This is a genomic window from Pseudochrobactrum mosebachae (assembly GCF_048914685.1).
Taxonomy (GTDB): Bacteria; Pseudomonadota; Alphaproteobacteria; order Rhizobiales; family Rhizobiaceae; genus Pseudochrobactrum.
In genome coordinates this window covers 2,164,701-2,189,156 of sequence record NZ_CP128408.1, presented here as the reverse complement: position 1 = coordinate 2,189,156, position 24,456 = coordinate 2,164,701, and the positions used below count along the sequence as shown (strand labels likewise).

Sequence of the window (24,456 nt, the reverse complement as noted above, 5' to 3'; positions counted from 1 at the left end):
GAAAAAATCAATCAAACACAAATATACTAAAGTTATGAAATACCAAAATGGCAAAACATTAAATACCAAATCGATATTTTTACTCAAAGCCAAAACCACATATCATAACGAATAAATGCCTTGTGATATTACGTCATGCAGCATTATATCCGTCTGATTTGAAACATGATCAGCGCTACTTTTCGCAGGAATAATTACATATGGCTAAAACACCAACTATTCGCCGTATGAGTGATATAACATCACAGCGAATTACAGCCCTGAACAGTGGTACAGTTGAAACCACAGTCCTCACTGAATGCCTTGCTGTCGATTTTGCACAATTAATGAGAAATACTCTCTCTTTTGTCAGCCCTCAGGCGCTTCACTTACTCAGTGAAGCATCTAAAACCGGCATCACGGCCCGTATGACTCTGGCCGCACAGTTATTGCACACACATCCTCAAACCAACCTTGAAGAGTTGAGCAAGCATGCATCTGATACTGTTCGCGGCTGGGCTTGTTATTATATCGGGCAGCAAGACAATATGTCTTTAGCTGAAAAGCTCACCCTAATTCGCCCGCTGGCAAATGATAGTCATTTTGGTGTGCGGGAGTGGTCATGGCTGGCAATGCGCAAGGATATCATTGCTCAGCCTGAAGAAACATTGAGCCTGCTATTGCCTTGGACAAAAGATAGTTCGGATAAAATCCGCCGTTTTGCCTGCGAGGCTATCCGTCCGCGCGGCGTATGGTGCGCGCATTTCACCCTGCTGAAAAAACAACCTGAACTGGCTTTGCCAATTCTTGACGCCTTGCGCAGTGATTCATCCGTTTATGTACAGGATTCAGTGGCAAACTGGCTGAATGATGCGTCCAAAAGCAGCCCTGACTGGGTACAGACTGTGTGTGACCGCTGGTTGAATGAGTGCAACACACCGGCAACAATCCGGATTTGTAAGCGCGCTTTGCGCACCATTAATAAATAAAATCAGAATATCTATAAGCAAAACATTTGCTGCGCCGTTTAAGGCGCAGCAAATTAATATGATATCAAAAAGCCGGTGGCTTCATGCCATTATAGGCAACCGGACGGGCATAGCCGCCGAACTGATAGCGCAGTCCAACACGCACGTCATGAATGTCGAAGCCTCTATCATAGCCATCGGCAACACCGTGATTGCTGCCAAACATTTGGCCGCCTTCAACGCGACGGAAGCGATAGCCTGCATCAAGCTTCAAGCTGTCTGTCAGATCATAAGAGGCACCGGCCATCAAAGCCCATGTAAAGCGCCAATTGGCTTCGCCCGGTAAGATACCATTGTTCGTTGTATCAACCACATCCGACCATTTGACACGCGTACCACCAATACCGGCACCGACATAAGGGGTGAAACCATTGAAATTGCCGAGATCGACATAGGCATTAGCCAGCAGAGAAAGCGCAGACAAATGGCTTTCATCGCGTTGACTGGTAAATTTCGAACGTGTCATATAATCCAGTGTCAGATCGGTACGGAAATAATCAGTGACCTGATAACCAACGCCACCGCCAATGAGGAATGAGCCTTTCAGCTTACCATCAACAATAGTTCCGCAGTCCCCACAGCTTTCGCCATAATCCGCGCCCTTAAAGCGGGGTTTTGAATAGCCGATATCACCGCGCAAATACCAGCCATTGATTGGCGCTGGCTGTACAATCACTTCCGGCACTTCCGGCACTTCCGGAATGAGAATATCTGCGGCAAAAACAGGCGCTGTAGAGACAGCAAATGTCAATCCTGCAACACCGGCAACAAGCAAATTCCTAAATTTCTTCATAGTGTGTCCTAACGCACTGTCTCGGCTTGTCTCACCGGGACGACTATTCTTGAACGCCACCATAATTGTGAAAAGTTAAATGCTGCTTAACCTTGTTTGTTCACGATGTTTATTAATAGTTACACAGATAACTTTATACAAAAAAGGGACATAAATGCCCCTTTTTATTACGCTCTAATATATACATATGCGCTTCTCAATATCGCACTGCATAAACTTAATAATATTGCTTACACCTTAGCGGCAGTTCTGATCGCACTGATAATATCATCAACGACAGTTTCAACCTGCTGGTAATCATCGCCTTCAGCCATAACACGGATCAAAGGCTCGGTTCCTGAAGGGCGGATAACCACACGTCCGCTATCACCCAAATTGGTTTTACCATCAGCAATAGCCTGAATAACTTTCTTATCATCCAAAAGCTTAGCGCCTGATACGCGAATATTTTTCAAAATCTGCGGCACAGGCTCAAACTTACGGCAAACCTCGCTCAGAGGGCGTCCCTGCTCCTGCATAACCGCAAGAATTTGAAGTGCCGAGATCAGGCCATCACCGGTGGTGCCGAATTCTGACAACACGATATGGCCGGACTGCTCACCGCCTACATTGAAACCATGTTTACGCATATGTTCAACCACATAACGGTCGCCAACTTTTGTGCGTGCCAGTGTCAGCCCCTTATCGCCAAGGAAACGCTCAAGCCCCAGATTGGACATGATGGTCGCAACAATACCACCGCCAACAAGGCGTCCGGTCGCAGACCAACTCTCTGCAATCACCGCCATCAGCTGATCACCATCAATAATGGTGCCATTTTCGTCAACCATCAGCACGCGGTCGGCATCACCGTCAAGCGCAATACCCACATCGGCACGGGTTTCATGCACTTTGCGGATCAGACCCTCCGGATGTGTTGAGCCGCAATCTTCATTAATATTGGTGCCATTTGGCGTATTATTGATCGTGATAACTTCCGCGCCGAGCTCCCACAAAGCGGCTGGCGCAACTTTATACGCAGCACCATTGGCGCAATCGACCACAATACGCAGTCCATTCAGCGACAAGTGACGCGGCATCGTGCGCTTGGCAAATTCAATATAGCGATAAATATCACCATCCACGCGCTTGGCACGGCCAATCTCACCATGACTGCTCATATGAGCGCTCATGTCGTCATCAATCAATTTTTCAATTTTCAGTTCAAGGGCGTCCGACAGTTTAAATCCATCCGGTCCGAACAGCTTGATACCATTGTCATAATACGGGTTATGCGAGGCTGAAATCATCACGCCTATATCGGCACGCAACGAGCGGCACAGCATAGCAACAGCAGGTGTTGGAATTGGTCCCAGCAAAAACACCTCCATGCCCATTGAAGTAAAACCGGCAACCAGAGCATTTTCCAGCATATAGCCGGAGCGGCGGGTATCTTTACCGATCACCACACGCCGTCCCTGCCCGCCATCGCGAAAAGACAGTCCCACAGCCATCCCGACCCGCATGGCAATATCCGGTGTCATCGGAAAAGAATTAGCCTTACCGCGAATGCCATCGGTGCCAAAATATTTACGGGACATGTCAAAGCCTTTTCTTCACGATATAGTCGAATGTGCCCGTCACACGAAACAATCGCCAAAGACAGACATAATATTGTATTAGCAATGCAGCGATTTCCTACTGCTTGTCAAATATTGATCATAATTCGGCAGCCTAAAATGATCATTTTGCAATCAAATTATCTTTAAAATTATATCAATAAAAAACCGGGCTCATAAAGCCCGGTTCTTATAATCAGTGTAATCTTTTAAAAAGACTGCCATTATGACTGCGGCTCAGGCTCCATATCCTTACTGCCGGCATCCGGTTCACTGTCCGGTTTTTTGCGTGAAGCACCAGCCTTAGGCACACCTGATCCGCGTGATGATGACGTATCATCACCGGTATCACGGGTTGGCTTCTGACCTTTGATCAGCTGCTTGATCTCTTCACCGCTCAGTGTTTCATATTCAAGCAGGCCTTCAGCAATCGCAATCCATGCGTCATGCTTGTTTGTGAGAATTTCACGCGCTTCAACATAAGCCCTGTCGATCAGCTCGCGCACTTCCGCATCAATCAGCTGTGCAGTTGCTTCCGACACATTTTGTGTACGCGACACAGAATGACCGAGGAACACTTCTTCCTGATTTTCGCCATAAGCAACATAGCCAAGCTTGTCAGAAAAGCCCCAACGCGTCACCATGGCACGGGCAAGCTTGGTGGCCTGCTCAATGTCAGAAGAAGCGCCGGATGTAATGTTTTCCTTGCCAAATTTCAGTTCTTCAGCAATACGGCCACCCATCATAATTGCAAGGCGCGAGACCATCCATTTGTAGCTCATGGAATATTTGTCGCCTTCAGGCAGCTGCATCACCATACCAAGTGCACGACCACGCGGAATAATGGTGGCCTTATGCACCGGATCAGCAGCAGCAACATTCATTGCAACAATCGCATGGCCGGCTTCATGATAGGCTGTCAGTTCTTTTTCTTCCTGCGTCATCGCCGAAGAACGGCGCTCCGCACCCATCATGATCTTGTCTTTAGAGTCTTCAAACTCCTGCATTGTTACCAAACGCTTGTTACGGCGCGCGGTCATCAAAGCAGCTTCGTTGACAAGGTTCATCAGATCCGCACCCGAGAAACCAGGTGTACCGCGTGCCAGTACTTTCAGATCCACATTCGGCGCCAATGGCACATTGCGAACATGCACTTTAAGAATCTGCTCACGGCCGGACACATCCGGATTAGGCACCACAACCTGACGGTCAAAACGACCCGGACGCATCAGAGCAGGATCCAGTACGTCAGGGCGGTTGGTAGCAGCAATCAGAATAATATTCTCATTGGCTTCAAAACCATCCATCTCAACCAGCAACTGATTCAGCGTCTGTTCGCGCTCATCATTTCCGCCACCAACACCGGCACCACGATGACGGCCAACAGCATCGATTTCGTCGATAAAGATAATGCAAGGGGCGTTTTTCTTAGCCTGTTCAAACATGTCACGCACGCGCGAGGCACCAACACCGACAAACATTTCAACAAAATCAGAACCGGAAATCGTAAAGAACGGTACATTGGCTTCACCGGCAACCGAGCGCGCCAGCAAAGTCTTACCGGTACCCGGAGGGCCCACAAGCAGCACACCGCGCGGAATTTTACCGCCAAGACGCTGGAACTTCTGCGGATCACGCAAAAATTCTACGATTTCTTCAAGGTCTTCTTTGGCTTCATCCACACCGGCAACATCCTGAAACGTTACACGACCATGGGCTTCAGTGAGCAGTTTGGCTTTGGACTTTCCAAAACCCATAGCGCCGCGTGAGCCGCCCTGCATCTGACGCATGAAGAATATCCACACGCCGAGGATCAGGATCATCGGCAGCCATGACAGCAGAATGCCAAACAGCGACCCCGAACCATCGCTTTCAGGCTTTGCGGTTATTGCAACATTTTTTTCTTCAAGACGGCTGATCAGATTGGCATCTGAAGGCGGAGAATAGGTCTGGAAGCTTGCATTATTATCCGTGTAAACACCGACAATACGCGGACCGGTAATGGTGACAGATTTAACCCGTCCACCCGATACGTCATCGATAAATTGCGAATAAGGAATTTCCTGAGACGACGCACGCTGCGCCGGGCTCTGAAACAGATTAAACAATGCAACCAGCAGGAGAGCAATGATCGCCCAAAGGGCGAAGTTGCGATAATTTGGATTCATTTCGGGTCCAATCGATTACCAACGTCGTTCCGGCCTTAAACGCCCGTCTTGGCGCAATCCGAAAAATATTTAAACCTAACATAGGTTCGAAGAACTGCCTTGCCAAGGTAGAGCAAAGCTTCATATGTGATTCTTCTGCATTCTTTGCAGACTTTACCTGTATTTATGGTTGAGAGGCATGGTTAAAAGCTCCTTCACAACCGGCACAACCTCGAAATCATGTCCTGAGAGTACTTTGTCGAAGCAGGCATAGCTGCGCAGCAGCACCACTGGCAGGCTTTGCGGCACCAAATCTGCTAGTGCGGGAATCTCTGCCAGCGCATCATCACGCAAAATTGCGGGCGCTGACATCAGACAATCCCGATGAATTTGCTGCACTTTAATCTGATGCCCCCTCAAATATCCGGATAATTGTGGTGCTGTCGGCACCATAATCTTTACCGGAAATTCAGCGTGATTACTGATATGAAACCGCCCGTCCCAAACCATGCTTTCTCCCGCTTGCAGCATTGCTGTGGGTAAATTGCGGCGCTCACGCCAGATTTTTAAACTCTTTGCAGATTTTTCAACAACACAGTGGTGCAAAGTCCGCCGGAACCGGCCTGTAAGCGGGGCAGACTGCAACTGTCTGGATAAAGCTGCAACCTCTCTGACCGGCGGTAACAGGGGGTGCCCGCCTATCGCTGCCAGCAGATAAGCCAGCGCCAGCGGCGCCACCCCGGTGTCACCCTCATCCCAGCCATGCGGCAGCACTAATCCACCGCCTGACAGCAGGCTGATACGACCAAGATTACGCTTCAGTAATTTTGCAACGCGGCGGTTGTTTTGCTGCCTGAGATAGCCCGCCTGATGCACCGCATCAAGCACAGCCTGCTTATCGGTCTGTGCTGCCAGCATCCGCATGCGTGGTCGCTCATAAGTCAGATTGTCATTGCTCGGATCATCATACCATGCGGTGTCACAGGCCTGAAGATAATCGCGTAATGTTTGCCGCCAGATTTTCAACAGCGGGCGGCACAGCAAAACTCTGTTTTGCAGCAATGTTTGACTTGCCATAGCCGCAAGCCCACGCATTTCACTTGGTTCATCAGTATCAACCATGCTGCGTTGACTGCGCATCAGATAGGTTTCCACCTGATCATCCGCGGTGTGGCCAGTGAGAATAATTTTTGCACTATTGGCATGCGCTGCTTCAACCAGCAGGCCATAGCGGGCATCACGTGCAGCCGATGCCATGCCGGTATCAGGCTTTGCCGCATCCCAGCAGAGAATCTGATGGCTTATCCCTAATTGTTTGCAAAAAATAGCAACACCGGCAGCTTCCTGCGCTGATTCCGGGCGTAACTGGTGATCAACTGTAACTGCTATCAGCCGGCAATCAGTGTGATGCTTTGTGAGGTAGCTTTTAGCCAGTAATAACAGCGCCATGGAATCGCTGCCGCCGGAAACAGCAACAATCACCGCAGATTGCTTTCCGGCAGGGTAACAAGCATCGAACCCTGCATAGGCTTGTTTCAAAAAGTCAGCTTTGCCGTGGTTTGTGTTCACTGCATCACTCAGCAATGATTGAGTTTGCGTTCGTCCTCAGCCCGTTTCAACACTGCTGGTGCTGCTGTCGGGAAACGCGTAGCGACCTTTGATAGAGTAGCACAGGCCACTTCACGGTCATTGAGTTTGGCCATCGCCATGCCAAGTTTCAGCATATTCTCAGCACCGCGCTTGGAATCAGGAAAATCACGCTGATTATCGATAAAGACCGTTGCGGCCTCGGCATAGCGCTCCTGACCGTAAAGCGCCTCACCCAGCCAATAACGGGCATCGGAGGTCATAGGATCGGCAGGGAAACGGTCAATATGTGAGCGAAACGCCACCTCAGCCGCGCGGTAATCACCGGCCAGAATAAACTGATATGCCCCCTGATATAGCACATTCGGATTATCTGTTGGTGGCAAGGAAGCTATCTGCTCGGTTGGCGCTTCTTGATTCAAACTGCCGCCGATTACATTGCCACTGGAATCAAACCGGATTGAACCCAACGCCCGCGGAGCCTGCGAAGACGTATCATCCAATGATGGATTACCAGTAGCAACGGAATCGGCACCATTGCCCGAAGCTGACCCTGAATTTACAACTGTATTCGACTGCAAATCAGCGACATCATTTTGTGCAGAACGGTCATTAGTCGTAACAGCTTCCGGCTCTGTAGTCTGAGCACTTGCCGAAGAAGTGGCAGCGGCAGAATCTGCCGCCGCTGTTTTAGTTGTTTCTGATGATCCGGCATCAGCCTTCTTCTTCTTTTCCAACTCTTCAAAGCGGAATTCATTATCTTCCTGAATTTTGCGCATTTGTTCCTGCATCTGCAAAATCTGGAAATTCATTTCTTCCACTTTGCCGCTCAGGTCACGCACTTGCTCCTGCAACTGGTTCACACGCTGATCATTAACCTGCGCATGGGCTGAGGTTATGCCTGCAACCCCTCCCAGAAAAGACAGCAAACTGACTGTTACTGCCAGTTTCTTCATCGCTTTTTTCATTCACAACACCTCATGTGCCAAATTTCATATCAAGCTTTACAGCCATGATTGTAATGAAAAGCACGCCATTCACCACAACCGCTCAATCTTTATAATCTCAGTTAAGATGGTGCAATTGAGTAGGGCCAAATTTTGACTTTTATATTCAAACAGAAAAAAGCGACCCGAAGGCCGCTTTTCCCATAACTCTGTGTCTTTTTTACCGCGCCTTTATAACAAGGCACAAAAGACTTAGCTACCGGCGCCGTTAAGCACAGTAACCGCACGGCGGTTCTGCGACCAGCAGGAAATATTGTCGCAAACTGCAACCGGACGTTCCTTACCGTAAGAAACAGTGCGCATACGATTAACCGGCACACCGCGTGAAGCAAGGTAATCACGGGCTGCTGCCGCACGGCGCTGTCCAAGTGCAAGGTTGTATTCGCGTGTACCACGTTCATCCGAGTGACCTTCAACGGTAATCGAATAATTCGGGTAACGAGCCAGCCACTGTGCCTGACGTGACAAAGTCTGCTGTGCATCACCACGGATCACAGAAGAATCGAGATCAAAAAACACGCGGTCGCCAACATTAACAGTAAAGTCCTGAGCTGAACCGGCAACGGCACCATTGGCACCCATACCGCCGTTGAGACCAAGGTCTCCGGCATTGTTAGGCAGGTTCTTTTTATTGGCACAACCGGCAACGGCAAGTGCCAGGAACAGGGCAACAGCAAACGGGCTGCGGGCAATCGACTGGGAACGGCGCATGGCCCGTACTCCTTAAGAATATTGCGTTTATATCAAATATGACCAAGCAGATGATTAATCATATTTAGGTTAAAAACCGCACAAAAAACATGGTTAATTTTGTCTTGCGCGGCATAAAATATCAAGAACCTATTCTTCAACAACGCAAAATATGAGCTGCATAATCAAACAGGAAGCAGAGTGATTTAACAGCAATGCGGCATAAACACGGCTTTTTTAATGCAAAAATCCGGAATATGGGGAGATTGCTAAAACAAGGCCCGCATCTATAAGTAACGGGCCTTGTCTCCATTTAATATCGTTCACTCTCACCTAGAGCATTTCACTATCAACTTGATAGGTATGAGAATGCGAAAACTCTAAAATCCAGAGCGAGCGCTACGATTCAACCCGAACGTTACCCGCTCTAGTTCAGCAAAGGTGACCATGCCGGATCAGACGAAAAATTCGGCGTTTGAATCTGACGCTCGTTACGTCCTGTCAGATCAATAGTGAAAAGACGCGGACCTGCACCCGATGCCTGACGGAAGAACATCAGCACGCGGCCATTCGGCGCCCAGGTCGGGCCTTCATTATGATAACCGGTTGTCAGCAAGCGCTCGCCCGAACCATCGGTTTTCATCACGCCAATCGAAAACTGACCGCCGGATTGTTTGGTAAAGGCGATCATATCACCACGTGGCGACCACACAGGCGTTGAGTAGCTGCCATTACCAAAAGAAATACGCTGCGGGTTTGAACCATCAGAACCCATCACATAAATCTGCTGGCGTCCGCCACGGTCGGATTCGAAAGCAATTTTTGAACCGTCCGGCGAATAGGATGCCGATGTATCAATCGCCTGACTGCTGGTCAGCCGCGTTGTGGTGCGTGAGCGCAGATCCATAGTGTAAATATTGGCACTGCCATCATCCTGCAGCAGGCTCATAACCACTTTTTGTCCATCCGGCGAAAAGCGCGGTGCGATTGTCATACCAGGGAAATTCCCGACAATTTCCTGCTGACCGGTTTCAAGCTGCAACAGATAAACCCGAGGACGATCACCTGCAAAAGACATATAGGTGATTTCCTGGCGGCTTGGTGAGAAGCGCGGTGTCAGAACCAGATCACGGCCATCTGTCAGATAACGGATATTAGCGCCGTCCTGATCCATAATCGCCAGACGCTTCACACGTTTCTGGGCGCTGCCGGATTCATCAACAAACACGATACGCGTATCAAAATAGCCCTTTTCACCGGTCAGGCGCTCATAAATCGCATCCGCGATGATATGCGCTACACGACGCTTATTCTCAGGCGTGGTGAAAAACTGCTGTCCGGCAAGTTGCTGCCCGGCAAAGGTATCCCATAAGCGGAACTCTGCCTTAAGTCGGCCATCCGGCTGCTTGGTTACACGGCCGGTAACCAGTGCCTGTGCATTGATAACTTTCCAGTCCTCAAAACGCGGCGCGACATCCGGATTGGTAATTTTCTCAATAAATGCTTTCTTGTCGATCGGCGCAAACAAGCCCGAACGCTCAAGATCCGCTGCAATAATAGAGGTAATCTCGGCACCCAGCTGATCACCGGACAGAAAATCTGTCAAAGCAATCGGCAGCGGCTCAACATTACCCTTGTTAATGTTCACCTCCACAACCGCACGCGCCGGAAGCACAGCCATGGTGCTCACAACTGCCGCGACAGTAAACAATGAAAATAACGTTCTAAACAGTGTCTTCATGATGGCGTGGACCTCGTTTGTCCTGATCATAATTGGTTTGTGAGAAATCCCACATTGCGTATTGAAAGACTACAGCTGAACCGCTTTTTAATACAGCTGCAGTCTTATATCTGGCTTAGCCGGCTTTAAAACATTTCGCTCGGATCAAAATTAACAATGACCGTTGCCCATGTTTCATATTTATCGCGTGGCAAGTTATATGGCGCTGCGCGCATCACTGCCCGTCGGGCACTGTCTGCTGCGGCACGGCCGACGATTGAATCGCCCCCTGTAAATGTCACCTCCGGCGTGCCCGAAATTTCACCGGCTTCCGTCAAATTCATTTTGACGATCACCCGTAAATCGGAGGCGTCAGCAACACCTGCCGGAATATTCCATTTGTCACTGATCTGGCCTTTCAAAGCGTCCATTTCAGTTTGGCTGAGCTTGGCACCACCAGTGGTTTTCTTAGCACCGAAAGCGGCCTGATCAGTCGTGCGTTTAGCACCGCCGCCGGCAGCCTTTTCACGGTTCAATAGCGCAGCAACCTCATCGGCCTTTGCATCTTTATCCTGTGATTTATTCTGCGCGGTTGATATTGGTTTTTCCGGCTTCTTTTCGTCTTTTTTCTTATCTTCAGCTTTGGCGGTTTCAGTCTTTTCCGGCTTCGGCTTGGCTTCCGGTGCCGGCACCCGATCCGGCAGCTTCACTTCCTGCGTTTCTTCAGGCTGCTTTTCAATTGCTTCGGCAACCGCATCCGGCTTGACCTCTGCCTTAGGCTCAATTTTAGGCTCTGGCGGCTTTACCGGTTCCGGCGGCTTTACCGGTTCAGGTTTTGGCTCCGGCTTGGTTTCTTTAACCGGCTCTGGTTCCGGTGCCGGCTTTTCAGCTGGTTTTTCTTCCGGTTTAGCTGCTTCAGCCGTTTCAACCGGTTTCGGTTTTTCATTCGGCATTGGCGGCGTTTTCAAATCCAGATCATTGTCACCGGCATTTTCCGCCTGTTCAACGGTTTGTGGTTTTGTAGTCGGCTTGGCAGCCGCTTTTTCAGCTATCGGTGCTTTTTTATCGCCCTGCTGTACCTGCGAAAGATCGCTGATCGGCACAATATCAACAGGGAAGGATTCAGTATCGGTCATGTCAAAGGGTTTCGGCGATGAGAACGTAAAAAGTCCCCAGCCGATAATGACTGCATGGATAATTGCCGAGGATGTCAGACCTGCCTTCATGATGGCGTCAGCTATCCTGCTCCTGGAGGGTCACAAGGCCGATATTTTTATATCCGGCGGCAGAAATACGCGACATCACTTTCATGACCGTACCGTAATCTGCATTCTTGTCACCACGCACAAAAATGCGCTCCTCATACCCTGTTTTAGAAATGGCTTCGAGTTTCGGAACCACCTCGGCGATATCAATTTCTGTTTCCTGCAAATAAACCTGCCCCTTATCATTCACCGAGACAGTGATTGGCTGCGTATCCGCATTCAGCGCCTTGGCCTGCGTATCCGGCAGATCAATCGGCACACCTGATGTCAAAAGCGGTGCGGAAACCATGAAAATGATCAGCAAGACCAGCATCACATCCACAAAAGGCGTGATGTTGATTTCACTCATCGGGGCGTTTTTACCACGACGACGGCGGCGTCCGCCTGACCCGCCCCGACTTCCTAATGACATACCCATAGTGCAACCTTCCGGTCTTAAACTTACGACATGACACCGCTCTAGAGCATTTCACTATCAACTTGATAGATATGACAATGCGAAATTCTAAAATCTAGAGCGAGCGCTGCGATCCAACCTAAACGTTACCCGCTCTAGCTGCGCGGCGTCAGCTTCTCATCAATTTGTCGCGACAGTATGGCCGAGAACTCATCGGCAAAACCTTCCATACGCGCAGTAATACGTCCGGCATCTGCGGTCAGCTTATTGTAAGCAATAACCGCTGGAATAGCGGCCAGAAGACCAATTGCCGTTGCCAGCAAAGCTTCAGCAATACCCGGCGCTACAACCGCAAGGCTGGTGTTTTTAGAAGCCGCAATCGCCATAAACGAGGTCATAATCCCGACAACCGTACCAAACAGACCGATAAACGGTGCCGAGGTACCGATGGTCGCCAAAAAGCCAAGGCGCGATTCCAGCTTGTCGCTTTCACGCGACAGCGCCACATCCATAGCTTTTTCAATACGCATCTGCAGAGCAATCGGCGAACGGGCGCCTTTTTCGAAAGATTTTTTCCACTCGCGCATCGCCGACATGAAAATTGCGCTCATACCTGTGGTTCGGCGCTCGCCAAGATTACGATATAATTCTTCCAAAGACTGGCCGGACCAGAAAACCTGCTCAAACCGGTCAATCGCACTGGTTGCACGGCGATAAGCAAGGGTTTTGTCGACGATAATCGCCCATGTCCAGACTGAGGCTGCAAGCAACCCCAGCATGACAAGTTTGACAACCCAGTTGGCCTGCATGAACAGTCCCCAGAGACTGACATCTGCACTATGTGCTGCAATGGGTAGCGTTTCCATTTGTCACCTGTCTTCGAATCCAAACGCCCGGCTCATCACCGGGCGGCAAAAACAAAATGGTTGCCTCGCGATGCGTGCGTACCATTTCGATCTGATGTTTATCTTAAGCGGCCGGATGCATTTGTACTGCACGCGCCTTAAACCTGCGTTTTGCCCGTATCAGCAGCATAGCCGGACTCATAATATAGTTGGCCGGTTAATGTGCTTTTTACGGTTAATTTTGGTGAAAGGAAGGCGATCGGCAAAATCAGCCTGTCAGCCCCCTATTCTCAGGCAAAGATGAACTATTATGGTTAAAGATAAGTTAGGATTAGCCCGCTACCGGCATTTTTATACGGCGCAATAAAAATCGGCATATAAATAAACCGTCACAGCCCTTAACCTGCAAATAGCGCTTTCCACTCTTTCGGCATCCGCCTTGGGCGCCCTTGCTTGTTAATCAGCGCAGCCTCAACGCGCGCCTCGATCAGCACATCGCCATTGCTGCGTTTAATCACCTGCCGCATCGCGATGCGAGCACCAGTCGCCTCAATCACAGCTGTTTCAATCACCAGCAAATCATCAATGCGCGCCGGCAAGCGAAAATCAATTTCCATCCGCCGCACAATCCAGACAATCGGCTCGCCCAACTGCCCCTCTTCCAGCTGGGTGTGATGTACACCTTTCAGCCGCAGAAAATCTGTGCGTCCGCGCTCCAGAAACTCCAGATAGCGGCCATGATAAACCACACCGGAAAAATCCGTATCGGCATAATAGACCCGCGCCAGCAACCGGTGACCTTGCACGGTCAGTGTGCCGTTAATAACATCGGCCTCATCAGCATTCAGTATGGCAGAGTTGCTCGTTGAAAATGATTCATCCTGCATCAGACCTCATCCTCAAACATATTGATTTGCTTGGCCGCCAGATCGCTCGGTGCTGTCAGCCCCATATGCTGCCATGCATTCACTGTCAGCACCCGCCCGCGCGGTGTGCGCTGCAAAAACCCCTGCTGGATCAGATAGGGCTCAATAATATCTTCAATCGCATCACGCGGCTCAGACAATCCGGCCGCAATGGTTTCAATCCCCACCGGCCCGCCATTAAAATTACGGGCAATCATTGTCAGATAACGCATATCCAGCTGATCAAGTCCGATATTATCGACCTCAAGCCGCAGCAATGCTTCATCGGCAACCCGCGCATCAACAATCTCGGCCTTCGCCACCAAGGCAAAATCCCGTACACGGCGTAATAACCGGCCTGCAATACGCGGCGTACCACGCGAACGACGCGCAATTTCACGTGCGCCATCGTCAGAAATATTCATCTGCATCAAGCGCGCCCCACGGCGCACAATCAGCTGCAACTCATCAACCGTATAGAAATTGAGCCGCACAGGAATACCGAAGCGGTCGCGCAGCGGATTGGTCAACAGCCCGAGACGGGTTGTGGCAGCAACCAGTGTAAATTTGGCAAGATCAATTTTAACCGAACGCGCTGCCGGTCCCTCACCAATAATCAGATCAAGCTGGTAATCCTCCATTGCCGGATAGAGAATTTCCTCCACCGCTGGGCTTAAGCGATGAATCTCATCGATAAACAACACGTCGCGGTCTTCAAGATTGGTCAGCAAAGCTGCAAGATCACCGGCTTTGGCAATCACCGGCCCCGAGGTGGATCGAAAATTAACCCCGAGCTCCTTCGACATAATCTGCGCCAAAGTGGTCTTGCCCAAGCCCGGAGGCCCGACAAACAACACATGATCCAGCGCTTCGCCACGGGTTTTGGCCGCTTCAATAAAGATTTTTAAATTAGCCCGTGCCGCCGCCTGCCCGACAAAATCATCAAGGTTTTGCGGACGCAAGGCTGTGTCTGTGTCTTCGCCGCGTTTTTCTGCGGAAATCAGACGATCTTCATCACTCATTCGTCATACCCGTAATTTGCACCGTTCAACATACGCAATACCGGCATAGCCGGCACCAAGAGCAATCTCGAAACAATGAAAATGCTCTCATTTTATCGCGCCAGCTCTTTGAGGCCAAGCCTGATCAGCCTTGCAGAATCGGCATCTTCACCGGCTTCATGCAGAGCACTCGCCACTGCATTGGCAGCCTGATCGCGGGAATAGCCAAGATTGCTCAAGGCAGAAACTGCATCACTCACGGCAGTTGACGCAACGCCCGCACCGATCTCCTGCTTCAGCCCGATATTGCCAGCCGCCTCGCCAGCAAAGGCAGGCGCTTTATTTTTCAATTCGGTCACAATACGTTCGGCAACTTTTTTGCCAACACCAGGTGCACGTGAAACCATCGCAATATCGCGCAACGCAATCGCATTGGCGAGCTCAGACGGTGTCAGCGTACCAAGCACGCCAAGAGCCACTTTGGCGCCCACACCCTGTACATTTTGCAGTAAACGGAACCACTCGCGTTCAAGCGCAGTGCCAAAACCATAGAGCCGCAGCACATCTTCACGCACATAGGTTTCAATCAGCAAAATTGCTGCTTCACCACTTGCCGGCAAATGACCGAGCGTGCGAACCGAACAAAAAACCACATAGCCAACACCATGCACATCAAGAATGACATGATCGTCAGCAATCTCATCGACAACACCCTTCAGCTTCCCGATCATGATATGGCTGCAATCCTTCCGCTTTTCTTGAGTTCTGCAAGATTATACAGGCTGTGCCGGTTATGGGCATGGCAAATAGCTATCGCCAGCGCATCAGCCGCATCACTGCTATCAAAGCTCGCGCGCGGCATCAGCACTTTAACCATCATATGGATTTGTTGTTTTTCACCGTGACCAACGCCGATCACCGACTTTTTGACCGCGTTCGGCGCATATTCTGCAACGCGCAAGCCAGCTTGTGCCGGCACCAAAAGCGCAATGCCACGCGCCTGCCCGAGCTTCAGCGTTGCGGCGGCATCTTTATTGACAAATGTATGTTCAACAGCGGCTTCATTCGGCATCATCTGATGCATGACCGCGCTCAACCCCTCATGCAACTGCCGCAGGCGTGAGGCCAGATCCAGCTTGGCATCGGAATTAATCGTGCCGGATGCCACAAAATGCAGCGAGTTACCCGCAGATTCAATCACACCCCAGCCGGTGTGCCGTAATCCCGGATCAATACCAATAATGCGAATCGCCTGTTTCATATGCTGACCTTACCTTGAGGTAGGCGCACTCAACAATCAAAATGTGAACAAAATGGAAACATTGCGATTAAAAAAGCTTAGTTGCCGCCAAAAGCTGTGCGCAGCAGCACGATCTGGTCAGAAACCGGATTGCCTTTGCGTTCAACCAGATCGCGGATCGGCTGATGATAGCTATCGCCATCCATGCAGCGTACACGATCCTGAAAATGCAGCGAATGGGTAATCATATCACGAAACACGTCAGGCAATTCCTGCCAGCCAGTGGCCGTTTCACCGGCTGAAAATGTTTCAAGGCTCACTTTAGCCTTTTCTTTTGCCACCATATCACGTGGCATATCACCGGATCGGCTGGCGCGCAGCAGCAAAAGCCATGATGCAATATGCATCAGGCGTGATGTCAGTCGCATAGATTCAGCAGCATAAAGCGTTGCCGCTTTATGCGACAACAGGCTAGCGGCTTCCTTGCCCTCACCATCGAGATAGGCGGCAGCTTCTTCAACCAGCGCCATCCCCTCATTGTAAAGCGGCTTGAAGCTGTCTGAAAAGACCATCCGTTCCGATAGGCGGATCATATTATCCGTACCCATATTGTCTCTGCGATGTGTCTGTTCCATCATATTGTTCTGCTCACTGGCAACAGCGCTCATAATGAGCACAACTGCAATTTCTGACAAGCACCAGGACAAAAGAGATTCAACTGTTTCGCACTGGTTTTAAGCCGTAAAACCAGCGAATCCCTTTTATTCAGGCTGCACCTAGCTTGGTTGCACCATAAAGCGGGTCAGGAAAAAACCGTCAGCCCATAACCTATCCAAGTAAAATGCACGCTCATACACGCTCGCGCAATAATATGGTTAAAGAAAGATGAAAATTGATTTTCCGCTTGCTATAGCGAATACGCAGTATCAAAAGAATAAAAACAATAAGTTCAATATGTTAAATAGAATCGACTTGGATACTCATATCAAAGCGACACTTTAACTATGCGGGCTTGCAAGACTGGTTTTCCACAAAAGCTGGGTATAAATCTGCTTCCCGTGTCTCTAGAGCATTTCACTATCAAGTTGAATCAACTTGATAGGTATGAGAATGCGATAATTCTAGAATCTAGAGCGAGCGCTGCGATCCAACCTGAACGTTACCCGCTCTAGCCCGACTTTAAACAAAAAAAGAGCCGCAACAGCGGCTCTCAGAAGTTTAACAGGGAGGCGTCATACAGAGGGACAAGTCCACTCGGTAAGAATCCGACAATGCCGGATATGTCTATATTGTTTCGTTAACTTTAATATTTGGTTAATTTACCAGTTTGCAACTGCAACTACATCAGGAAACGCTTACCGACCGCGGGCGTACCGGTATCTGTGGCACCTTAGGCCGGTTCTCGGTATGGCGGGTTTCCGGCGTCGGACTTTTGGCAGGTGCTTTGCCTTTCCAGCCAATGCGTGGCAGCCATTCAAGATAATAGACCAGCGCAAACTGTGCCAGAATACCGGTGGCAATCAGCAATGTATCAAATGACAGGCTGACCGGATAAACTTGACGCAACACTTGGCCGATCATCGCCAGAACTGTACCCGCGATAAAAACCGGCAGTGAGTGTTTGCCAAGCAATGCCAGCGGGTGGCGCATATCAAGGCGCGCTTTTGCCGATAGCGCCGGAATACCGGCAATCACATAGGCAATTGCCAGCACATGCAACAAACGGGTGGCAGACAGATAGGTCTTATCAAATCCGGTCAGTACCACCGGCAGACCAAAAGAAATATCCCAGTTCGGATGTGGCACACGCAACCACAGCAAAGAAAACACCAGATAACCAATAGCTGCAATCATTAATGGTCGGTTTTGATCAAAGCGCCCGCCCTGCTTTGCATAAGTCATAGCACCTATACCGATAGCAAACAGGAACTGCCATGACAGCGGATTCAAAAACCACACACCCTGTGTCGGATAATTCATTGGCGCAATCTGATAATAGCCGGAGAGAAACCAGATCGCGCCGGAAATCGTCAGCATCAGCGAAATGCTGATCCGTGACAGATAAAGCATAATCGGCGCAAACAGCATCAGCACCAGATAGAGCGACAAAATATTATTATACCCAAGCTGGTGGCCAAGCGTTACCAGCCCCACAAATGCCTGTGCGGGCTGGTCCATAACTGTTTTGATGTTAATCTGCTCAAGCAGCTCCGGCCGCTTCATGTAAATCGCGGTAAACGCAAAAATACCCAGCGTGATGAACGTCGTCATCATCTGCGCCATATACAATGTCATCGACCGGCGGGCCATTTTTAAGGTCAGCAGCAGGCGGTTGCCTTCAACAAATTTAGAGCTATAGGCAAGCGCAACAGCAAGGCCGGAAATCAGCACAAATGCCTCAGCGGAATCGGAAAAACCAAACTCCCGATGGGTGAATTTTTCAAAAACAGTACCCGGCACATGGTTGATAAAAATACTAAGCAATGCCAGCGCCCTGAAAACATCAAGGCGCGTATCGCGCATTTTCACCATCGTGTTTTGTCCGGTACTATTTGTCATCTGCCAGCCTGCTCTTTATCTAACTTGCCGCAAATATGTTTCACGCAAACGCAGCGAAACACGTCTCAGAAGCAATTTGCCTTCATAAAACAATAAGCCCCAAATGGGTCACGAAAGCGGCATATCCCCCCTCACTCCCATCACATTATTTTCCGAAGTTAAACAAAACGACAGCTGACCTGTTGTAACAGGGCAGCTCCAAGCGCGTACCCCGTTAACGCTTACATGCCACATTGGTCTGGCTCAGCGCTTAAAAACACCAGTTTCCGTAGTGTATAACGCCAAAGCTAAATCGCAGAAAACCATTGTAAAATATATGATTTATCTGTTTACGCCAAAAGCACTTGAAAATTCCTGTTACCTTTGCGTGATTATGTTCTAAACAGAAGGTAATGATCCGGGCTTTACATCACAAAAACAGCTGCATTGTCCCGAACTCTGCCACTTTTATGGGCTAGCCATGCCCCCTCAACGAGGCCTCATCTTATGAAATTTCCTGCAAACCGTCCGCGTCTGGTTCTGGTCGTCCCATCGCCTTCAGCTGAAGGTCACACAGCAGATACTCTGCTGAACACGCTTGATACTGCCCTTGCCGCCGGTGATATCTCCAGCGTCATCCTTGATAATACTAAAGCTGACGAAGCGTCCTTCCAGAATTTTGCCACGACGGCTGTTGCGAAAATTCAAAAGGCAGGTGCTGCAGCAATTATTCTCAATGACACGCGCACCGCTGGCCGTGTCGGCGCTGATGGTGTGCATATTGAAGCCACCCGCCCTGATATTGCTGATGCGATTGAGCGCTATACACCAAAGCTTATTGTTGGTACCGGCAATGTCAAAGAGCGCCATGCCGCACTTGAGGTTGGTGAGTTGCAGCCGGATTATATGTTCTTCGGCAAAATTGGTGCCGATACCAAGCCGGAAGCGCATCCGCGCAATCTGTCACTGGCAGAATGGTGGGCTGCCATGGTTGAAATTCCTGCTATTTTGCAAGCTGGTGCCACACTTGACGATCTGGATGAATGTTTTGCAACCGGCGCTGAGTTTATTGCACTGGGCGCGGCAGTCTTTGCATCGGAAAATCCGGCACAGATTATTACCGATGCCAATAACCGGCTTGATGCTTTGGCCGCAGCAGCAACAGCTGCCGCTTTGGCTGCCGAAACCAAATGATCACAGAGTAAAATGATGCTGAAAAAAAACCTGCTGTTTAAGAATCTCTGTGCAATCTGGCTGTCTTGTTTTGCGTTTTCTGCACTGGCTGCGGAAACAACTAAACCTGCGCCCGAGAAACAGGCCGCCGAGACTGTGAAAACAGATGCGGAGAAACAGCAGGACAGCACCAGCGCCACAAAATCATCTGGTGCCGATACGGATGCAACCGCAAAAATACCTGATGCAGCCAGCCTGCTGGATGTTCCGGCGGTTTCAACCGGCTTCATCATTCCGGAGCTTGCCGGCTCCATGTCTGGTACACCTGATCAGTCTGACATGTTGCAGCAACCTGCCTCCACAGACGCGATGCCGGTCTTTAACGAAACGCGTTTTGGAGCCAAAGTTGGCGATGCGGCTTTTGGCGCCTTTCAGCGCGGTCTTTATCTGACAGCGTTCAACTTGGGCTTGGAACGCGCCAAAGCCGGTGATCCGGCGGCGCAAACCCTGGTTGCAGAGATTTATGCCCGTGGCCTTGGCTTAAAAGCCGACCAGAAACAGGCCGCACATTGGTACGGGCTGGCTGCCGAACAGGGCGAACATGAAGCGCAATTCCGCTATGCAGCAATGTTGCTACAGGGGCGTTATATAAAAAAAGACGCAAAAAAAGCCGAGAATCTGATGCAAAAAGCTGCAGAGGCCGGCAATGCTATGGCACAATTCAACTATGGCCAGATGTTAATGATGCGCCATTCAGGCACCCAAGGGCTTGATGATGCATGGCCATGGTTTGAAAAAGCGGCTGAGGCGCAACTCGCGGATGCCGAATATGCAGTGAGCCAAGTTTTGGCCAATGGCACATTTAAAGTAAAACGCGATGATGCAAAAGCGCGCGACTATCTGCTGCGTGCTGCGCGCAAGAATTATGACACTGCTCAGCTTGATCTTGGTACATGGCTGGTTGAAGGCCGTGGCGGCGAGCGCAATTACGAGGCCGGCTTTCGCTGGATGCTAACGGCAGCACGCGGTGGCAATGTTGCGGCTATGGCCCGCCTTGCCCGCCTCTACCGCGATGGTATAGGCACAGACGGTAATTCCATTGAGGCTGCCGCCTGGTATATACAGGCACGACGCTCCAAATTAACCGCCAAAGACCTTGATTCCTTTATGGACGGGCTAACCGACGGTGAGATTCAGGAAGCCATTTCGCGTGCAAACAATCTGCGCTGAGTGGACAGTTGAGTGCAGAAATGCGGTTTTCAATAACATAGTAGCGGTGCAAACCTGCATCAGGCTTGCCAAAATAGCAGATTTATGGTCTTGAAACGCCGATTGATATGGTTTGAGCGCCCTTTGACACAGCCTGACGTTTATTTCTTGAAACCGGCAGCGGTTGAAAGATCAGGCAAGTGACGTTCCAAAGGATAGCTCACAGAACATGTCGCCTGAAAACCAACCTCGTTTTCGGGTTCAGGACATGCATAAACAAAAAATAAGCAGAGCAAATAGCCTGACCCTAACGGTCATTAAATGCTCTGGAGACGTTCACACTAATTCCGGATTTTATACATATGAAGATCAATGGTAACGAAATCCGCCCTGGCAATGTTATTGAACATGATGGCGGCCTGTGGGTAGCAGTAAAGTGCAATGCAGTTAAGCCTGGTAAGGGCGGCGCCTATAATCAGGTTGAGCTGAAAAACCTCATCAACGGTACCAAACTCAATGAGCGTTTTCGTTCAGCTGAAACTGTTGAACGCATCCGTCTTGAGCAGAAGGACTTCTCCTTCCTCTATGAACAGGGCGAAGCGCTGATTTTCATGGATACAGAAAGCTATGAACAGCTTGAACTGAACAAAGAATTTGTTGGCGAACGTGCAGCATTCCTTCAGGACGGCATGATGGTTACTGTTGAAATGCACGAAGAGCGTCCGATCGGCATTCGTTTGCCGGATCAGGTTACCCTGTCGATTACAGAAGCTGATCCAGTTGTTAAAGGTCAGACCGCAGCATCTTCTTACAAGCCTGCGATTCTGGAAAACGGTATCCGCGTTCTGGTACCGCCATTCATCTCCTCGGGTGAGCGCATTATCGTTGACACCAACGAACTGACTTATGTTTCACGTGCTTAATAAAGCAGCATATCTATTTCGCGCCTGAAAGCGCACAAATATTACAGTGCCGGTTTCCACCACAGGTAACCGGCGCTTCAAACAATAATAATAAAAGTTTTTCATCCGCGGAGATTGCTTCACGGGTGATATTACCGTTTAAACTCCAACGCATAAACAGATGCGGCCTGCAGTGAAGACTCATCCTCAGGCTCCTTTATGCACTTACAGGACGAAAAATTATGGCGCGCTCAGCAATACTCAACGTTATGGTTCAGGCCGCAATCAAAGCCGGACGTTCACTGACGCGTGATTTCGGCGAAGTACAGAACCTGCAGGTTTCATTAAAAGGTCCAGGCGACTATGTAAGCCAGGCCGATAAAAAAGCAGAAGATATTATTTTCAGTGAACTGCGCCGTGCGCGTCCTGATTACAGCTTTTTGATGGAAGAACGCGGCGCAGTTGAAGGCGCTGACAGCCAGCACCGCTGGATTGTCGATCCGCTGGACGGCACCACCAACTTTCTTCACGGTATTCCGACCTTTGCCGTTTCAATTGCACTGGAGCGTCAGGGACAGGTTGTTGCTGGTGTGGTTTACAATCCGGCCACTGACGAACTTTATACCTCAGAGCGCGGTGGCGGAGCATTCCTCAATGATCGCCGCTTGCGTGTAGCTGCCCGTACCAAAATTTCCGATTCGGTCATTACCCACGGCATGCCGCATCTCGGACGTGGCAAGCATGGTCATTATCTGATCGAGCTGCGTAACGTTATGGGTGAAGCAGCCGGTATGCGCGCTTTTGGTGCGGCTTCTCTGGAACTGGCTTATGTCGCTGCCGGTCGCGTTGACGGTTATTGGGATGAGCCGCTTTCACCTTGGGATATGGCAGCTGGTATGCTGCTGGTACGTGAAGCCGGTGGTTTCGTATCAGACAAAAATGGCCAGCAGGACATGTATGAGCAGAAAAACATTGTCGCCGGCAACGAAGTTATTCATGGCCAGCTGTTGCGTGTTCTGAAAAAGCCTGTCTGATAAAGCGGGCCTAGAGCATTTCACTATCAGGTTGAAACAACTTGATAAATATGAGAATGCGAAAGCTCTAAAATCCAGAGCGAGCGTTGCGTTCCAACCTGAACGTTACCTGTTCTATCTGTTTGTTTAAACGCAGTTCGCACGTAAAACCTTTTCCCACTTTTCCTGAAACTGCTTTAGTACCGGCTTAAACATCCAATCCCCTGCCCGTCGATGATGAGCAGGGGATTTTTATTTGTAACGCCTTGGTTTCACCCGAACGGCGTGAATAGAATAAGGCAAACAGCGAATTAAAGTTTCTGTTTTCTCGATTTTACAGTAGCGTCTTGTTCCAAGACGCAATTGCAGTGATGCATCCCAACTTCAGGCGAGAGAAAAACATGGCACAGCGGGATATTAAGATGGGCACTGAATACGATCCTAACCGGCTTTCCAGTCCGCGCATGGTTCTGATGACAATGATCGTCTTTCTCATGCTGGTGGCGTTTCTGGCATTGGTGCTCAGTCGTCAGATTCAAACATTTTTCATTACCAATCCGGGTCTTAACGGTTTAATTCTCGGTGTGTTACTGGTCGGTATTATCCTCATTTTTACGCAGGTGCTGCGTCTGGTGCCTGAAATCCGCTGGGTCAATTCATTTCGCAACGGTGATGACAGCGCGAATGATGCGGTTTTGCTCGCACCAATGCGCGCCCTGATCGGGCGTCGTCAATCCATGGCGCTTTCAACCTCATCCATGCGTTCAATCCTTGATTCCATTGCCACCCGTCTTGATGAAAGCCGTGATGTCTCGCGTTATCTGATTGGGCTATTGGTGTTTCTCGGCCTGCTCGGAACCTTCTGGGGCTTGCTCGAAACCATCGGCTCTATTGGCCAGACCATTCAGTCGCTTGATCCCAAATCCGGCGATACCAGCAGCATGCTTGATTCGCTCAAAAGCGGACTTCAAGCGCCCCTGAGCGGTATGGGCACGGCTTTCTCTTCCTCGCTTTTCGGGCTTTCAGGCTCGCTTATTCTGGGCTTTCTTGATCTGCAAGCAGGTCGCGCACAAAATCGCTTTTATACCGAGCTCGAAAACTGGCTGTCTTCCGTCACCGATCTCAATTCTGACATGCCAGTCAGCGTTGAAAACGGCAGCAACACGCTTGAGGAAATCCGCCTGTTCTCTGACCGGTTGCAGACCATGCAGGATAGCGGCGGCAGCAGCCAGCGCACCACCGCCGCCCTTGCCAATCTGGCCGATGGTGTGCAGGCTCTGGTTAAAACCATGCGTCATGATCAGCAAAGCATGAGCGACTGGGTTGAGCGGCAGGCTGAAGAACAAAAAGCACTACGCCAGACTGTTGAAAAACTGAACGCTATCCTCTCCGCCACCAAGCGCGAAAAATAGGGCTTGA

22 protein-coding genes are annotated in these 24,456 nt (G+C 49.9%); 6 read left to right on the top strand and 16 right to left on the bottom strand.

The features are described 5' to 3' along the window. The first annotated feature begins 200 nt into the window (after nucleotides 1-200). On the top strand, nucleotides 201-968 hold the full coding sequence (locus MP213Fo_RS10040) for a HEAT repeat domain-containing protein (protein WP_421088889.1): 768 nt from the start codon (nucleotides 201-203) through the stop codon (nucleotides 966-968). A 64-nt stretch (nucleotides 969-1,032) separates the two neighbouring features. Here MP213Fo_RS10040 and MP213Fo_RS10035 read toward each other — a convergent pair whose 3' ends face one another. From MP213Fo_RS10035 to MP213Fo_RS09960, 16 genes are all read right to left on the bottom strand, one after another. After that, nucleotides 1,033-1,800 carry an outer membrane protein gene (locus tag MP213Fo_RS10035; RefSeq protein ID WP_421088888.1) on the bottom strand — a complete coding sequence of 256 codons (768 nt, stop codon included), beginning with the start codon at nucleotides 1,798-1,800 and terminating at the stop codon, nucleotides 1,033-1,035. A gap of 230 nt (nucleotides 1,801-2,030) precedes the next feature. Continuing rightward, the gene (glmM, locus tag MP213Fo_RS10030; RefSeq protein ID WP_421088887.1) at nucleotides 2,031-3,380 is read right to left on the bottom strand and encodes a phosphoglucosamine mutase; all 1,350 of its coding nucleotides are present in this window, start codon (nucleotides 3,378-3,380) and stop codon (nucleotides 2,031-2,033) included. A gap of 242 nt (nucleotides 3,381-3,622) precedes the next feature. Continuing rightward, entirely contained in the window at nucleotides 3,623-5,566 is a 1,944-nt protein-coding gene (gene ftsH, locus MP213Fo_RS10025) for an ATP-dependent zinc metalloprotease FtsH (RefSeq protein WP_421088886.1), read from the bottom strand. Between the two features lie 153 nt (nucleotides 5,567-5,719). Further along, the gene (gene tilS, locus MP213Fo_RS10020; protein WP_421088885.1) at nucleotides 5,720-7,114 is read right to left on the bottom strand and encodes a tRNA lysidine(34) synthetase TilS; all 1,395 of its coding nucleotides are present in this window, start codon (nucleotides 7,112-7,114) and stop codon (nucleotides 5,720-5,722) included. A gap of 8 nt (nucleotides 7,115-7,122) precedes the next feature. Then, the gene (gene ybgF / locus MP213Fo_RS10015) at nucleotides 7,123-8,100 is read right to left on the bottom strand and encodes a tol-pal system protein YbgF (protein ID WP_421088884.1); all 978 of its coding nucleotides are present in this window, start codon (nucleotides 8,098-8,100) and stop codon (nucleotides 7,123-7,125) included. Between the two features lie 231 nt (nucleotides 8,101-8,331). After that, nucleotides 8,332-8,850, bottom strand: coding sequence for a peptidoglycan-associated lipoprotein Pal (gene pal, locus MP213Fo_RS10010; RefSeq protein ID WP_421088883.1), 519 nt, complete (start codon nucleotides 8,848-8,850; stop codon nucleotides 8,332-8,334). Nucleotides 8,851-9,256: 406 nt separating this feature from the next. Continuing rightward, a complete protein-coding gene (gene tolB, locus MP213Fo_RS10005; protein ID WP_421088882.1) occupies nucleotides 9,257-10,600 on the bottom strand; it encodes a Tol-Pal system beta propeller repeat protein TolB in 1,344 nt (447 codons plus the stop codon). Nucleotides 10,601-10,695: 95 nt separating this feature from the next. Beyond that, nucleotides 10,696-11,775, bottom strand: a complete 1,080-nt coding sequence (locus tag MP213Fo_RS10000) for a hypothetical protein (RefSeq protein ID WP_421088881.1) — start codon at nucleotides 11,773-11,775, stop codon at nucleotides 10,696-10,698. Nucleotides 11,776-11,782: 7 nt separating this feature from the next. Continuing rightward, nucleotides 11,783-12,232, bottom strand: coding sequence for a protein TolR (gene tolR, locus MP213Fo_RS09995; RefSeq protein WP_421088880.1), 450 nt, complete (start codon nucleotides 12,230-12,232; stop codon nucleotides 11,783-11,785). Nucleotides 12,233-12,366: 134 nt separating this feature from the next. Further along, nucleotides 12,367-13,077: a protein TolQ gene (tolQ, locus tag MP213Fo_RS09990; protein WP_421088879.1), complete on the bottom strand. Its 711-nt coding sequence runs from the start codon at nucleotides 13,075-13,077 to the stop codon at nucleotides 12,367-12,369. A 377-nt stretch (nucleotides 13,078-13,454) separates the two neighbouring features. Then, the gene (locus MP213Fo_RS09985; RefSeq protein ID WP_421088878.1) at nucleotides 13,455-13,943 is read right to left on the bottom strand and encodes a YbgC/FadM family acyl-CoA thioesterase; all 489 of its coding nucleotides are present in this window, start codon (nucleotides 13,941-13,943) and stop codon (nucleotides 13,455-13,457) included. Beyond that, on the bottom strand, nucleotides 13,943-14,983 hold the full coding sequence (gene ruvB / locus MP213Fo_RS09980; RefSeq protein ID WP_421088877.1) for a Holliday junction branch migration DNA helicase RuvB: 1,041 nt from the start codon (nucleotides 14,981-14,983) through the stop codon (nucleotides 13,943-13,945). Before ruvB ends, MP213Fo_RS09985 begins: the two co-directional genes overlap by 1 nt. A 92-nt stretch (nucleotides 14,984-15,075) precedes the next feature. After that, the gene (ruvA, locus tag MP213Fo_RS09975; RefSeq protein ID WP_421088876.1) at nucleotides 15,076-15,693 is read right to left on the bottom strand and encodes a Holliday junction branch migration protein RuvA; all 618 of its coding nucleotides are present in this window, start codon (nucleotides 15,691-15,693) and stop codon (nucleotides 15,076-15,078) included. Next, complete coding sequence (gene ruvC / locus MP213Fo_RS09970; RefSeq protein ID WP_421088875.1) at nucleotides 15,690-16,223, bottom strand: crossover junction endodeoxyribonuclease RuvC; 534 nt, start codon at nucleotides 16,221-16,223, stop codon at nucleotides 15,690-15,692. The genes ruvA and ruvC overlap by 4 nt, the downstream gene beginning before the upstream one ends. A gap of 77 nt (nucleotides 16,224-16,300) precedes the next feature. Continuing rightward, nucleotides 16,301-16,840 carry a DUF1465 family protein gene (locus tag MP213Fo_RS09965; RefSeq protein ID WP_421088874.1) on the bottom strand — a complete coding sequence of 180 codons (540 nt, stop codon included), beginning with the start codon at nucleotides 16,838-16,840 and terminating at the stop codon, nucleotides 16,301-16,303. 706 nt (nucleotides 16,841-17,546) lie between these two features. Next, nucleotides 17,547-18,761, bottom strand: coding sequence for an OpgC family protein (locus tag MP213Fo_RS09960; RefSeq protein ID WP_421088873.1), 1,215 nt, complete (start codon nucleotides 18,759-18,761; stop codon nucleotides 17,547-17,549). A gap of 486 nt (nucleotides 18,762-19,247) precedes the next feature. Here MP213Fo_RS09960 and MP213Fo_RS09955 point away from each other — a divergent pair, with 486 nt between their 5' ends. The 5 genes from MP213Fo_RS09955 to MP213Fo_RS09935 all read left to right on the top strand — a co-directional run bounded on the left by MP213Fo_RS09955 (nucleotide 19,248) and on the right by MP213Fo_RS09935 (nucleotide 24,449). Further along, nucleotides 19,248-19,934 (top strand): thiamine phosphate synthase, encoded by a 687-nt coding sequence (locus MP213Fo_RS09955; RefSeq protein ID WP_421088872.1) that lies wholly within the window; start codon nucleotides 19,248-19,250, stop codon nucleotides 19,932-19,934. A 12-nt stretch (nucleotides 19,935-19,946) separates the two neighbouring features. Further along, a complete protein-coding gene (locus tag MP213Fo_RS09950; RefSeq protein ID WP_421088871.1) occupies nucleotides 19,947-21,143 on the top strand; it encodes a tetratricopeptide repeat protein in 1,197 nt (398 codons plus the stop codon). A 341-nt stretch (nucleotides 21,144-21,484) separates the two neighbouring features. Then, entirely contained in the window at nucleotides 21,485-22,045 is a 561-nt protein-coding gene (efp, locus tag MP213Fo_RS09945) for an elongation factor P (RefSeq protein ID WP_421088870.1), read from the top strand. A gap of 221 nt (nucleotides 22,046-22,266) precedes the next feature. After that, the gene (locus MP213Fo_RS09940) at nucleotides 22,267-23,058 is read left to right on the top strand and encodes an inositol monophosphatase family protein (RefSeq protein WP_421088869.1); all 792 of its coding nucleotides are present in this window, start codon (nucleotides 22,267-22,269) and stop codon (nucleotides 23,056-23,058) included. Between the two features lie 401 nt (nucleotides 23,059-23,459). Next, the gene (locus MP213Fo_RS09935) at nucleotides 23,460-24,449 is read left to right on the top strand and encodes a MotA/TolQ/ExbB proton channel family protein (protein ID WP_421088868.1); all 990 of its coding nucleotides are present in this window, start codon (nucleotides 23,460-23,462) and stop codon (nucleotides 24,447-24,449) included. Nucleotides 24,450-24,456 lie beyond the last annotated feature (7 nt).

Excerpts from the sequence above, each read along its gene's own strand:
- glmM (WP_421088887.1), bottom strand. The coding sequence starts at position 3,380 with ATGTCCCGTAAATATTTTGGCACCGATGGCATTCGCGGTAAGGCTAAT.
- ruvA (WP_421088876.1), bottom strand. The coding sequence starts at position 15,693 with ATGATCGGGAAGCTGAAGGGTGTTGTCGATGAGATTGCTGACGATCAT.
- pal (WP_421088883.1), bottom strand. The coding sequence starts at position 8,850 with ATGCGCCGTTCCCAGTCGATTGCCCGCAGCCCGTTTGCTGTTGCCCTG.
- MP213Fo_RS09935 (WP_421088868.1), top strand. The coding sequence starts at position 23,460 with ATGGGCACTGAATACGATCCTAACCGGCTTTCCAGTCCGCGCATGGTT.
- MP213Fo_RS10035 (WP_421088888.1), bottom strand. The coding sequence starts at position 1,800 with ATGAAGAAATTTAGGAATTTGCTTGTTGCCGGTGTTGCAGGATTGACA.
- MP213Fo_RS09960 (WP_421088873.1), bottom strand. The coding sequence starts at position 18,761 with ATGACAAATAGTACCGGACAAAACACGATGGTGAAAATGCGCGATACG.
- ruvB (WP_421088877.1), bottom strand. The coding sequence starts at position 14,983 with ATGAGTGATGAAGATCGTCTGATTTCCGCAGAAAAACGCGGCGAAGAC.
- MP213Fo_RS09985 (WP_421088878.1), bottom strand. The coding sequence starts at position 13,943 with ATGCAGGATGAATCATTTTCAACGAGCAACTCTGCCATACTGAATGCT.
- ftsH (WP_421088886.1), bottom strand. The coding sequence starts at position 5,566 with ATGAATCCAAATTATCGCAACTTCGCCCTTTGGGCGATCATTGCTCTC.
- tolR (WP_421088880.1), bottom strand. The coding sequence starts at position 12,232 with ATGGGTATGTCATTAGGAAGTCGGGGCGGGTCAGGCGGACGCCGCCGT.
- tolB (WP_421088882.1), bottom strand. The coding sequence starts at position 10,600 with ATGATCAGGACAAACGAGGTCCACGCCATCATGAAGACACTGTTTAGA.
- ruvC (WP_421088875.1), bottom strand. The coding sequence starts at position 16,223 with ATGAAACAGGCGATTCGCATTATTGGTATTGATCCGGGATTACGGCAC.
- MP213Fo_RS09950 (WP_421088871.1), top strand. The coding sequence starts at position 19,947 with ATGATGCTGAAAAAAAACCTGCTGTTTAAGAATCTCTGTGCAATCTGG.
- tolQ (WP_421088879.1), bottom strand. The coding sequence starts at position 13,077 with ATGGAAACGCTACCCATTGCAGCACATAGTGCAGATGTCAGTCTCTGG.
- ybgF (WP_421088884.1), bottom strand. The coding sequence starts at position 8,100 with ATGAAAAAAGCGATGAAGAAACTGGCAGTAACAGTCAGTTTGCTGTCT.
- efp (WP_421088870.1), top strand. The coding sequence starts at position 21,485 with ATGAAGATCAATGGTAACGAAATCCGCCCTGGCAATGTTATTGAACAT.
- MP213Fo_RS09955 (WP_421088872.1), top strand. The coding sequence starts at position 19,248 with ATGAAATTTCCTGCAAACCGTCCGCGTCTGGTTCTGGTCGTCCCATCG.
- MP213Fo_RS09965 (WP_421088874.1), bottom strand. The coding sequence starts at position 16,840 with ATGATGGAACAGACACATCGCAGAGACAATATGGGTACGGATAATATG.
- MP213Fo_RS10000 (WP_421088881.1), bottom strand. The coding sequence starts at position 11,775 with ATGAAGGCAGGTCTGACATCCTCGGCAATTATCCATGCAGTCATTATC.
- MP213Fo_RS09940 (WP_421088869.1), top strand. The coding sequence starts at position 22,267 with ATGGCGCGCTCAGCAATACTCAACGTTATGGTTCAGGCCGCAATCAAA.
- MP213Fo_RS10040 (WP_421088889.1), top strand. The coding sequence starts at position 201 with ATGGCTAAAACACCAACTATTCGCCGTATGAGTGATATAACATCACAG.